At 53.1% G+C, this 11,966-nt stretch carries 9 protein-coding genes; 3 read left to right on the top strand and 6 right to left on the bottom strand.

All coding sequences use genetic code 11. The features are described 5' to 3' along the window. Positions 1-42 precede the first annotated feature (42 nt). On the bottom strand, positions 43-1,770 hold the full coding sequence (locus tag DS878_RS05680) for a proline--tRNA ligase (RefSeq protein ID WP_113815012.1): 1,728 nt from the start codon (positions 1,768-1,770) through the stop codon (positions 43-45). Positions 1,771-1,869: 99 nt separating this feature from the next. Further along, positions 1,870-2,367 carry an Lrp/AsnC family transcriptional regulator gene (locus DS878_RS05675; protein WP_113815011.1) on the bottom strand — a complete coding sequence of 166 codons (498 nt, stop codon included), beginning with the start codon at positions 2,365-2,367 and terminating at the stop codon, positions 1,870-1,872. Between the two features lie 148 nt (positions 2,368-2,515). Here DS878_RS05675 and leuA point away from each other — a divergent pair, with 148 nt between their 5' ends. After that, positions 2,516-4,210 (top strand): 2-isopropylmalate synthase, encoded by a 1,695-nt coding sequence (leuA, locus tag DS878_RS05670; protein ID WP_113815010.1) that lies wholly within the window; start codon positions 2,516-2,518, stop codon positions 4,208-4,210. 80 nt (positions 4,211-4,290) lie between these two features. Here leuA and DS878_RS05665 read toward each other — a convergent pair whose 3' ends face one another. The 3 genes from DS878_RS05665 to xseA all read right to left on the bottom strand — a co-directional run bounded on the left by DS878_RS05665 (position 4,291) and on the right by xseA (position 7,996). Further along, positions 4,291-4,500 carry a cold-shock protein gene (locus tag DS878_RS05665; RefSeq protein ID WP_113815009.1) on the bottom strand — a complete coding sequence of 70 codons (210 nt, stop codon included), beginning with the start codon at positions 4,498-4,500 and terminating at the stop codon, positions 4,291-4,293. 132 nt (positions 4,501-4,632) lie between these two features. Next, a complete protein-coding gene (locus DS878_RS05660) occupies positions 4,633-6,603 on the bottom strand; it encodes a propionyl-CoA synthetase (protein ID WP_261977683.1) in 1,971 nt (656 codons plus the stop codon). 34 nt (positions 6,604-6,637) lie between these two features. Then, entirely contained in the window at positions 6,638-7,996 is a 1,359-nt protein-coding gene (gene xseA, locus DS878_RS05655) for an exodeoxyribonuclease VII large subunit (protein ID WP_410003455.1), read from the bottom strand. Between the two features lie 220 nt (positions 7,997-8,216). Between xseA and guaB the strand changes: the two genes are divergently transcribed. Next, positions 8,217-9,680 carry an IMP dehydrogenase gene (gene guaB, locus DS878_RS05650; RefSeq protein WP_113815006.1) on the top strand — a complete coding sequence of 488 codons (1,464 nt, stop codon included), beginning with the start codon at positions 8,217-8,219 and terminating at the stop codon, positions 9,678-9,680. Between the two features lie 62 nt (positions 9,681-9,742). Continuing rightward, on the top strand, positions 9,743-11,320 hold the full coding sequence (gene guaA, locus DS878_RS05645; protein ID WP_113815005.1) for a glutamine-hydrolyzing GMP synthase: 1,578 nt from the start codon (positions 9,743-9,745) through the stop codon (positions 11,318-11,320). Positions 11,321-11,423: 103 nt separating this feature from the next. On the opposite strand, the gene DS878_RS05640 is transcribed toward guaA, so the two are convergent. Further along, positions 11,424-11,927, bottom strand: a complete 504-nt coding sequence (locus tag DS878_RS05640; protein WP_113815004.1) for a 6,7-dimethyl-8-ribityllumazine synthase — start codon at positions 11,925-11,927, stop codon at positions 11,424-11,426. Between the last annotated feature and the right edge of the window lie 39 nt (positions 11,928-11,966).

Raw genomic sequence — 11,966 nt, 5'->3', positions numbered from 1 at the left:
ATGACTGGACACCCTGCCGCTTGTCTGGCGAGCGATAGCTCTTTATTTTAGAGGCGATGCCTTGGTCAGAAGCGGTAGTGCTTCTTCGATGGCGATATCCTGCTTGTCAGCGTCCCTGCGACCCTTGTATTCCAGCGTACCGGCAGCAAGTCCGCGATCAGAAATAACAAACCGGTGCGGGATTCCGATCAGTTCCATATCAGCAAACTTCACACCCGGACGTTCTTTGCGGTCGTCCAGAAGCACATCATAACCAGCCTCTTTCAACTGCTCGTACAGTCTCTCACCGGCTTCTGCTACAGAAGGTGTTTTATGGGCATTGAGCGTAACAATGGCCACCTGGAAGGGTGCAATGGAATCAGGCCAGATGATACCTTTCTCATCATGGTTCTGCTCTATTGAAGCAGCCACGATACGGGAGACGCCAATTCCATAGCAGCCCATGTCCATGATTACCGTCTTGCCGTTTTCATCGAGTACGGTAGCGTTCATGGCAGCGCTGTACTTGTTTCCAAGCTTGAAAATATGGCCGACTTCAATACCCCGGCGTATCTCCAGCGTACCTTTACCGTCGGGGCTGGCGTCGCCCTCAACAACATTGCGGATATCTTCAACACGGCCCAGCGGCAAATCCCGCTCCCAGTTTACTCCGGTCAGATGGTAGCCCTCCCGGTTAGCACCGCAGACAAAGTCTGCCAGATGAGCTGCGCTGCGATCCACTATAACTGGCAGCTTCAGGCCTACCGGGCCAATAGATCCGGCCTTACAGCCAACCGCCGACTCAATTTCTTCGTCGGTTGCCATGGTTAACGGCTCAGCTACGCCTTCGAGGTTTTCTGCCTTGATCTCGTTCAGCGTATGGTCGCCACGCAGAACCAGTGCGATCAGCCCGGCATTACCTTCGTCGTCAGCCTGCGCCTTCACCAACAGGGTTTTTACCGTTCGGGTGGCTTCAATATTCAGGAACTGCGAGATAGCTTCAATGGTTCGCTGATCCGGAGTTGCGACTTCTTGCAGGTCTTCAGAGGGTGCAGCGCGTTCGCCTGATGGTGCCACAGCCTCTGCTTTTTCAATGTTGGCCGCATAATCACTGCCAGTGCTGAATACTATGTCGTCTTCGCCTGAGGAGGCGAGTACGTGGAACTCATGGGATGCACTGCCGCCAATCGCGCCCGAGTCTGCCTGTACAGGGCGGTAATCCAGCCCAAGGCGGTCAAAAATCGCACAGTAGGTCCTGTGCATTACCTGATAGGTTTCATCCAGAGACTCTGCGTTCACGTGGAACGAATAGGCATCCTTCATGATGAACTCCCGGGCGCGCATTACGCCGAAGCGGGGGCGGCGCTCATCCCGGAACTTGGTCTGGATCTGGTAGAAGTTGGCAGGAAGTTCTTTATAGCTTTTCAGCTCATTCCGGACCAGGTCGGTAATGACTTCTTCATGGGTGGGGCCAAAGCAGAACTCGCGACCATGGCGGTCATTCATTCTCAGCAGCTCTCCGCCGTATTGGGTCCAGCGCCCGGATTCCTGCCAGAGTTCTGCTGGCTGAACGGAAGGCATCAGAACTTCCTGTGCACCACTTTTGTCCATTTCTTCGCGAACAATCCGCTCAACTTTACGCAGTGTTCTCAGGCCCATGGGCAGCCAGGTGTAGAGGCCTGCGGCCAGTTTCCGGATCATGCCGGCACGCAGCATCAGCTGGTGGCTGATAACCTCGGCATCAGACGGTGTTTCTTTCTGGGTTGCAATCAGATAACGGCTTGCTCGCATCGTGGTTTCCGTTCATTGGTGTTTCATAGAAGGGTATTTCGAAAAGTGTTGGTTATTGTACGGAGCCTGCCGCACAAGGTACAGATGACGAATGCAGCATCATGACAAATACCCCAGCGGAAGTGCTGTACTGTCAATCACGCGGCGTAACACAAAACTTGAATGAACGCCGCTGACGCCCTGGATACGGGTAATCCGGTTAAGCAGAAACTGATGGTAGTGATCCATATCCGGTACCACCACTTTTAGCATGTAATCGGCATCGTGGCCGGTGACCAGATAACACTCCAGAACCTCAGGGTATTCGCCAACCTGTTCTTCAAAGGCTGCGAATCGTTCGGGTGTGTGCCTGTCCATTCCTATCAGAATAATGGCTGTCAGGGACAGGCCCAGTTTCTTGTGATCAAGGATCGTAACCGTACGCACAATAATGCCTGCATCCTCTAGAGCCCGCACCCGCCTCAGACAAGGTGATGGAGATAGCCCCACTTTTTCTGCAAGTTGCTGGTTGGTCAGCGAGGCGTCTTTTTGTATCTGGGCCAGAATACGCCGGTCGGTTCTATCAATTTGTATGAGAGTTTGGGTCTTGATGGGCATAAAATTGCCTGAAAAATTATTTTGGTGAAATTAATGAGCTTTAAATTACGCTTTTACCCTTGAGTTAGCAATCACCTGCTTCAGAGAACAGGTTAAGCTTAACGTTATTGATGCAACCCCCCGAACAATGCAGCGGAGAGATACAGACATGACTTTCGATCATCGCAAATACCCGGCTTTTCGGCCCATACCAAAAACGGACCGCCGCTGGCCCGATGAAGTCATCGAAAAAGCACCGACCTGGTGCGCGGTGGATCTTCGCGACGGCAACCAGGCCTTGGTGAAGCCCATGAATGTTGCTCAGAAACAGCGTATGTTCGACTTGCTCGTAAAACTGGGGTTCAAAGAGATAGAAATCGGTTTTCCTGCGGCCAGTCAGCCGGACTTTGATTTCTGCCGCAAGCTCATTGAAGAAGACCGGATTCCTGATGATGTGAAAATTCAGGTACTGACCCAGGCCAGGCCCGAGCTGATTGCGCGCACCTATGAGGCGCTTGAAGGTGCCAAACAGGCAATTGTTCACGTATATAACTCTACCTCCACAGTGCAACGGGAACAGGTGTTTGGCCTCGACCGGGCGGGCATTCTGGAAATTGCAGTTAACGGTGCCCGTATGGTCAGGGATATGGCTGCTCGTAACCCGGGCACTGAATGGACCTTCCAGTATTCACCAGAAAGCTTTACTGGCACAGAGCTGGATTTTGCAGTCGAGGTTATCAATGCGGTAACTGATGTATGGCGCCCGGATGAAGGGCAGCCGGTTATCATCAACTTACCCGCTACCGTGGAGATGTCTACTCCAAACGTATTTGCGGATCAGGTTGAATGGGTCTCCGACAACATTCTCCATCGGGAGCACCTCAGTATCAGTGTCCACACCCACAATGACCGGGGATGCGGGGTGGCTGCGGCGGAACTTGCTGTTATGGCAGGTGCAGATCGCGTAGAAGGCACCTTGATGGGTAACGGTGAGCGCACGGGGAATATGGACCTGGTCACTATGGCCATGAATCTGTACTCCCAGGGCATTGACCCGATGCTTGATTTGTCGAACATGGCAGAAATCACCGAGGTTGTTGAAGCCTGTACTGAAATTTCCACCCATCCACGTCACCCCTACGCTGGCGAACTGGTCTTCACAGCGTTTTCCGGAAGCCATCAGGACGCCATCCGCAAGTGTCTGGCGCGGAGAAAAGAAGGAGATCTGTGGAATGTTGCCTACTTGCCAATAGATCCGTCTGACCTTGGGCGCCGATACGAAGAGGTTGTACGTATCAACAGTCAGTCGGGCAAAGGCGGTGTTGCCTATGTTCTCGAGCGGGATTACAACATCAGTCTGCCGCGCTGGTTGCAGATTGAGTTCAGCAAGCTGGTTCAGAAAGCTGCAGAAACCAACGGTGGTGAGATTGACTCAATGTCTATTCATGGCCTGTTCGAGCAGCGGTATCTGAAAGTCCACGAAGACTGGACGTTGCGCGCATACGACTTGCACAGAGATGATCAGGGCGTATTTGCCGAAGTAAGTTTTGGCAGTGAGCAGGCTCCTGTGCGCATTGAGGGTCGTGGGCTTGGGGCTGTGGAAGCAGTCTCTGCGGCTCTGCAAAAACGGTTCGGGTTTGCGATAGCTGTGGAAGCCTATGACGAGTTTGCGTTGGGTGAGGGTACCCGGGCCAATGCTCTGGCTTGCATACGCCTGACTGCTGGTGGCAAGCATTGTAGTGCTGCAGCCCTGGCTGAGGATACAACCTCTGCGACTTTGCAGGCGCTGTTTTCTGCTGTATCCCAGGCAGCTGGTGAGTCTATTAATGAAGTAAATCGTGAGGAAAGTGCTGTAACTGTTTAATCAGAATAGAAAAAGCCGGCACATGTGCCGGCTTTTTCTGTCTTCTCGTTCCCGTGAGGGGCGGAGGGCGGAAAATAACCTCAGATCGGGGTTACGTTTTCCGCCTGCGGACCTTTCGGTCCTTGTGTAACGGTAAACTGCACCTGCTGGCCTTCTGTCAAGGTGCGGAAACCGCTGGAGGTAATGGCGCTATAGTGTACAAAAACGTCACTACCACCATCCTGAGCTATGAATCCGAAACCTTTGGATTCATTAAACCACTTAACGCTGCCTGTCTTTGTATCGGACATTGAACTTTCCTGTATTTCTGAGATTTCCCCCCACGGGGCACTGAAGATTTTCCACAGCAATTTCAGTATAGACCGAGTTTGGGGGGCGTCAATATTTTTTGAAAGCTTTTAAATCCTTTAATAAACAATGTGTTAAGATTTTTTTGGTGCGGCTCGACCAAACTGTACGCTGATCTCTTCAAGGATAGCGGGGTCGTCAATAGTGCTTGGGACCGAGTATTCCTCACCATCGGCAATCTGCCTGATAACACGGCGCAGGATCTTGCCTGAGCGAGTCTTGGGCAGTCGGTCTACCACCAAAGCCCGCCGGAAGCAGGCGATTGCACCGATTTTATCCCGCACCATCTCAACAAGCTCTTCTTCCAGTTCGTCGTGGTCGATGGTGGCACCGTCTTTGATGAGCACAAGGCCAAGAGGGACCTGACCTTTCAGGTCGTCGTGCGCACCTACCACGCAGCATTCTGCGATAGCGGGGTGAGAGGCAACCACTTCTTCCATTTCACCGGTAGAGAGACGATGACCTGCCACGTTTATCACATCGTCGGTTCGGCCCATTACGAAAACATATCCGTCCTCGTCAATAAAGCCGCCGTCACCGGAACTGTAAAAACCTGGAATAGGTTTGAGGTAGCTGTCCTGGAAGCGCTGATCATCGCCCCATACTGTCATCAGGCATCCTGGCGGTAATGGAAGTTTTACTGCGATCTGCCCTTGCTCTCCTGCTGGCATCTGGCTGCCATCCAGGCTCACAACCTGCACGTTATAACCAGGGGAGGGAACAGTTGCCGAGCCGGGTTTGGTTTCCATCGTCTCGATTCCCACCGGGTTGCAGCAAATAGCCCAGCCTGTCTCTGTCTGCCACCAGTGATCCAGTACCGGAAGCCGGGTGTGTTCCCGCAGCCACTCATAGGTTGGAGGGTCCAGACGTTCACCGGCAAGGAAAATGCGCCGGAGTGAACTGATGTCATAGCGTGATAGCTGATCAGCTTCCGGGTCTTCTTTGCGTACAGCGCGGAAAGCGGTAGGTGCCGTAAACAGGAGGTTTACGCCATGATCCTGAACCACCCGCCAGAATGCGCCCGCATCGGGGGTTCTGACTGGTTTGCCTTCGTAAAGTATCGTTGTGCAGCCAGCAAACAGCGGGGCATAAACAATATAACTGTGGCCCACCACCCAGCCTACATCTGAGGCAGCCCAGAAAACGTCACCCGGGTTTGCGTCATACACCAGCTTCATGCTGTATTTGAGTGCGACAGCATGTCCACCGTTGTCTCTGACAACGCCTTTAGGCTTGCCGGTAGTGCCAGAAGTATAAAGTACGTACAGAGGGTCGGTTGCTTTCACCGGCACGGGGTCAGCCGGCTCGGCGCTGGCTACCAGATCGCTCCAGTCGTAATCGCGGCCCGCTTGCATCTGGGCTTTAGCCTGCGGACGCTGGTAGACAATGCAGAAGTCCGGTTTGTGAGAGGACTGCTCAATGGCTTTGTCCACCAGGGGCTTGTACTCGATTACTTTTGTGATTTCTATGCCACAGGACGCCGTAATCACCGCTTTGGGTTTTGCGTCTTCAATTCGTACTGCGAGTTCATGGGCTGCAAAGCCGCCAAATACGACTGAGTGAACGGCGCCAATGCGGGCACAGCCCAGCATTGCAATAGCGGCTTCCGGAATCATCGGCATATAGATGATTACCACGTCACCCTTGTTGATCCCCTGGGCTTTCAGGGCTCCGGCAAAACGGGCAACTTCGTCAGTCAGCTCATTGTATGTATAGGTGCGCTTTGCACCCGTAACCGGTGAATCGTATATAAGAGCTTTCTGATCACCCCGGCCAGCCCGGACATTGGCGTCCAGTGCTATGTCGGATGTATTGAGTGTGCCGTCTGGAAACCACTGGCCATGGCCGTTGTCTGTGGCTCGCCAGATGGTCTCTGGAGGTTGCGTCCAGTCAATCTTGCCTGCCTGTTCACGCCAGAAATCTTCCGGCTTGTCGATCGATCTCCGGAACTCTGAGTGGTAATCCATACATTCTGCCTCGTTCTGCCAGTTGTTATTGTGATATCCGTATCTTCCAACTTTAGGCCCTTTGAGACAGTGATCCAGTAGACCATAGGATTAGTTCGCGGGATTTTTCGTATTAGTTTTCATCACCTTTGACCGAGGTCACTTTTGCTGTGATGGTCCCATGTGCTACGTGCGCTGAAATCCTGTCGCCGGCAACGACATCAACCGATTTGCGGACGATGTTTCCGTGGCTGTCACGAACGATGGCATACCCACGTCCCAGTGTGGCCAGGGGGCTGACAACGTTGAGAGTTCCGGCAGTGTGCTCCAGCCGGTCCTGAAGCCGTGCCAGGGTTCTCTGCATGGCGTTGTTGAGCTGCAACGCTGAACGATCCAGCATTTCACGGCTGTCCGCGAGCTGTTTGCGAGGGGATTGCATGGCCAGTCGTTGCGCCAGATGGGTGCTCCGGATCTGCAAACGCTCAAGGCGTTGCTGTATGGATTTATCCAGCCGCAGTTCCAGATCATCCAGTCTCTGGGCTTTTTCCAGCAATTCCCGCCTTGGGTCACGCAGGCGTGCGGAGAGGTGTTCCAGCTTTATAGTCAGTCTTTGCAGGGCTCTTTTGGCAGCATTGGCCAGCCGGAATTCGCGATCAGTGATCTGGCGTAGCAGATCACTTTGGTCGGGCGAAACTTTCTCCGCAGCTGCAGACGGTGTGGGTGCTCTCAGGTCGGCCACAAAATCAGCAATAGTTACATCTGTTTCGTGGCCGACGGCGCTCACCGTCGGAATAGGGCAGGCGGCGATGGCCCGGGCAACGGCCTCTTCGTTAAAACACCAGAGGTCTTCCAGGGATCCGCCTCCGCGGCCGATGATCAGGACATCAGCTACTCCATGCGCCCGGGCCAGCTCAATAGCCTTTACGATCTCAGCCGTCGCGGGCTGACCCTGAACGGTCGTGGGGTAAAGAGTAACCGGTATGGCAGGGCAGCGACGCGCCAGAACAGTGAGGATGTCATGTATGGCTGCGCCGGTCGGCGAGGTAATGACGCCAATATGCGCAGGCAATGCTGGAACCGGTTTTTTGCGGTCTGCCCCAAACAGGCCTTCAGCCTGCAACTTGCGCTTTAACTCTTCGAAGGCCTGCTGCAGTGCTCCAAGGCCAGCGGGCTCCATATGTTCAACAATAATCTGGAAATCGCCCCGGTTTTCGTACAGGGTAACCTTACCGCGGATGCGTATCTTGTCGCCTTCCTTTGGAATGGCGCGGATACGTTGGTTCAGGCCCCGGAACATGGCGCAGCGCACCTGGCACTTTGAATCTTTCAGAGAGAAATACCAATGCCCGGACGAAGGTCTTGAAAAGCCCGATAACTCACCTTCAACCCACACTTGCATGAAGCTGGATTCCAGCAGATGTCTGGCCTGATGGTTCAGCTCGCTGACGGTCAGCGCTCTGGGCCGGGTATCCTGAAACACGTCATTCACCAAAAGCTCCTGACCGGCTTATACGCAAAAGCCGAAAAATATGAGTGTAAATTGCTTGAATTTCAACTGCATGCGGTTTTTGACAGGAAATAGCGCAGTTTACTGACCTGCGACACCTCTTTATAATAGTCCGATTACGCATTTTACTTTGCGGCTGCACCCTCTTTACCTACAGGTGCCGCACGGAAGGTTCAAATTTAGCACGTTCAAAAGGCCTATCCCAATGCTGCGAATTGCCGAAGAAGCTCTCACATTTGATGACGTTTTGCTGGTTCCCGGTTATTCCGAGGTATTGCCCCACGAGGCAGACCTGCGCACCAGACTCACCCGGACTATTACCCTGAACATACCGCTGGTGTCAGCGGCGATGGATACAGTGACAGAGTCTGAACTGGCCATAGCTATGGCTCAGGAAGGCGGCATTGGCATCATGCACAAGAACATGAACGCCGAGCAGCAGGCCGCAGCCGTACGCAAGGTCAAGAAGTTCGAAAGCGGTGTTGTCAAAGACCCGATTACTGTAAGCCCTCAACACACAGTGCGTGAACTTGTAGAAATCACAATGGCCAATAACATCTCTGGCCTTCCTGTTGTTGATGGCTCCGAGCTGGTTGGAATTGTCACCGGTCGGGACATCCGCTTTGAAAGCCGTATGGATACGCCGGTGCACCAGATAATGACGCCGAAAGAAAAGCTGGTCACAGTGAAAGAAGGTGCCAGTGTTGATGAAGTTAAAGAACTGCTGCACCGCCACCGGATCGAAAAAGTTCTGGTGGTTAATGATGACTTCCAGCTCCGCGGTCTGATTACCGCCAAAGATATCCAGAAATCCAAGGATTACCCATTGGCGTGCAAAGATAGCCAGGGGCGTTTGCGTGTGGGTGCCGCGGTAGGTACCGGCGGTGATACCGAAGCGCGTGTTGTTGCATTGGCAGACGCAGGCGTGGATGTGATTGTGGTGGATACCGCTCACGGCCACTCCCGCGGTGTGCTTGACCGGGTACGCTGGATCAAGGAGCACTACCCCGATTTGCAAGTGATCGGGGGCAACATCGCTACAGGCGAAGCGGCGATCGCACTGGCTGATGCCGGGGCAGATGCAGTGAAAGTGGGCATTGGCCCAGGTTCGATCTGCACTACCCGCATTGTTGCTGGTGTCGGGGTTCCCCAGATTTCAGCGGTTTCCAGCGTCGCAGAAGCCCTTAAAGATCGTGATATTCCCCTGATTGCGGATGGTGGCGTGCGTTTTTCCGGTGATATTGCCAAGGCCATTGTGGCCGGTGCCCATTGTGTAATGATTGGTAGCCTGCTGGCGGGTACTGATGAAGCGCCCGGGGAAATTGAACTGTATCAGGGCCGCAGTTATAAAGCTTATCGCGGCATGGGTTCACTGGGTGCAATGGGGCAAGGCTCCAGTGACCGGTATTTTCAGGACGCCAGCAAGGGTATCGAGAAGCTTGTGCCCGAAGGAATTGAAGGGCGTGTTGCCTGTAAAGGGCCAATGCGCAATATCATCCATCAGCTGATCGGTGGTCTGCGTGCCTCTATGGGGTACACCGGAAGTGCAACCATGCCGGAAATGCGCACCAATCCCAAGTTTGTCCGTATCACCGGTGCAGGCATGCGTGAAAGCCACGTACACGACGTAACCATCACCAAAGAATCACCAAACTACCGCGTCAGCTAAGAGCAGACAGCCCGGGTGCGGCTCTGACCGGAGTCGCACAGCTTATTTTTCCCGAGGATTCCATGGCCCAAAATATTCATGACCACCGTATCCTGATTCTGGATTTTGGTTCCCAGTACACCCAGCTTATCGCCCGCCGTGTGCGCGAAGTTGGTGTGTATTGCGAAGTACGTGCTTTTGATATCACAGATGAAGAACTGCAGGCGTTTAACCCCAAAGGCATTCTGCTGGCCGGTGGCCCTGAATCCGTTACCGAACTTGGCGGGCCGCGTGCTCCTGAAGGCTTGTTTGACCTGGGTATCCCCGTGCTTGGTATCTGTTATGGCATGCAGACCATGGCGGAACAGCTGGGAGGGCGTGTTGCCAGCTCTGAAAAGCGCGAATTTGGCTATGCGCAGGTAAAAGTGCGCGCAAAGGGACCTCTGCTACAGGACATTACGGACCATCTGACCGCTACCGGTGAGTCCCTGCTGGATGTGTGGATGAGCCATGGTGACAAGGTTGTGGCCATGCCTGAGGGTTTTGAGCTGCTGGCGTCTACTGAAAGCGCTCCGATTGCAGCCATGCAGGACCTGTCACGTAACCTGTACGGCCTCCAGTTCCATCCGGAAGTAACCCACACCCTGCAGGGTAAACGTATTCTGGAGCACTTTGTGCTGTCTATCTGTGGCTGTGAAGCCCTGTGGACGCCTGCGAAGATTGTTGACGACGCTGTACAGAAGATCCGCGAGCAGGTGGGTACTGACAAAGTACTGCTGGGTCTGTCGGGCGGTGTAGATTCCTCTGTTACTGCTGCATTGCTGCACAAAGCCATTGGCGACCAGTTGACCTGTGTATTCGTGGATAATGGCCTGCTTCGCCTGAACGAGGGCGATCAGGTAATGGATATGTTCGGCAGCAGCATGGGCGTAAAAGTCATTCGTGCAGATGCTGAAGAGCGCTTTCTGACGAACCTCAAAGGCGTTAGCGACCCCGAGAAAAAGCGCAAGATTATCGGCAACACCTTCATTGATGTGTTCGATGAGGAGGCGGCGCGTATTAAAGATGTGAACTGGTTAGCTCAGGGCACCATCTATCCGGACGTGATTGAATCGGCCGCTTCCAAGACCGGAAAAGCCCACGTAATCAAGTCTCATCACAATGTGGGCGGCTTGCCGGAAACCATGAAAATGAAGCTGGTAGAGCCGTTGCGCGAGCTTTTCAAAGATGAAGTCCGCCGCATCGGGCTTGAGCTGGGCCTGCCATACGATATGGTTTACCGTCACCCGTTCCCGGGGCCAGGCCTTGGTGTGCGGATTCTGGGCGAAGTGAAAAAAGAATACGCTGATATTCTGCGCCGTGCCGATGCCATTTTCCTGGAGGAGCTGCACAGGGCTGACCTGTACCACAAAACCAGCCAGGCATTCGCGGTGTTCCTGCCAGTCAAGTCTGTGGGCGTAGTTGGTGATGCTCGCCGGTATGAATGGGTTGTTGCACTTCGTGCCGTTGAAACCATTGATTTCATGACAGCTCGTTGGGCTCATCTGCCATATGAACTGCTTGAAACGGTTTCCAACCGTATTATCAATGAAATCAGCGGAATATCCCGCGTAACCTACGACGTTTCTTCCAAGCCCCCGGCGACCATTGAGTGGGAATGACCCCGCGACAGGTGCTCGCTGGCACTGACTGCTACTAGTTGGTTAATAAAAAGCCCATGTTTTCATGGGCTTTTTTGTTTTTTTACCGATTAACACCTGCTTGTTAAGCGCAGTTTTTCTCTAGCTTGTAAAGACTTTCCAGAGTCTGGATACAGGCTTCTGCTACCTCAGTTCCTTTTTTAATAAAGTGTTGCGAGAAGAAGTCTATATGGTCTTCGTGTTCGTGAAAATAATGTGGAGTAAGCACGGCAGAGAATACAGGCACGCCTGATTCCAGTTGGACCCTCATAAGGCCATCAATGACAGCAGACGCGACATATTCTTGCTTGTATATACCGCCATTTACAACGAAACCACAGGCAATGATTGCATCAAACTTTCCCCTTTGAATGAGCTTTTTGACGTATAAGGGCAGCTCAAATGCGCCAGGCAGCTCATAAAGGGCGATTTTATCGCCAATAACTCCATGTTTTTCAAAATACTCCTTGGACGCCTTTACGGCATTTCCAACTATGGACTTATGCCAGCCGGAAGAAACAATCGCGATCTTTTGTAGATTGTCTAAAAACAAAGTGTCTGGCGTTTTATCTGAAACAGACTGACTCATAAATTTCTCGTTACAAGTTGAGTTTAATCTTTGTGTGCA

This window comes from Marinobacter sp. F3R11, assembly GCF_003318275.1.
Classification (GTDB): domain Bacteria; phylum Pseudomonadota; class Gammaproteobacteria; order Pseudomonadales; family Oleiphilaceae; genus Marinobacter.
Note: the sequence above shows the minus strand (reverse complement) of the source record. Positions and strands in the feature narration are given on the sequence as shown.

What these genes read in the sequence shown, in the direction of transcription:
- DS878_RS05680 (WP_113815012.1), bottom strand. Translation starts at nt 1,770, where the DNA reads ATGCGAGCAAGCCGTTATCTGATTGCAACCCAGAAAGAAACACCGTCT.
- DS878_RS05675 (WP_113815011.1), bottom strand. Translation starts at nt 2,367, where the DNA reads ATGCCCATCAAGACCCAAACTCTCATACAAATTGATAGAACCGACCGG.
- leuA (WP_113815010.1), top strand. Translation starts at nt 2,516, where the DNA reads ATGACTTTCGATCATCGCAAATACCCGGCTTTTCGGCCCATACCAAAA.
- DS878_RS05665 (WP_113815009.1), bottom strand. Translation starts at nt 4,500, where the DNA reads ATGTCCGATACAAAGACAGGCAGCGTTAAGTGGTTTAATGAATCCAAA.
- guaB (WP_113815006.1), top strand. Translation starts at nt 8,217, where the DNA reads ATGCTGCGAATTGCCGAAGAAGCTCTCACATTTGATGACGTTTTGCTG.
- guaA (WP_113815005.1), top strand. Translation starts at nt 9,743, where the DNA reads ATGGCCCAAAATATTCATGACCACCGTATCCTGATTCTGGATTTTGGT.
- DS878_RS05640 (WP_113815004.1), bottom strand. Translation starts at nt 11,927, where the DNA reads ATGAGTCAGTCTGTTTCAGATAAAACGCCAGACACTTTGTTTTTAGAC.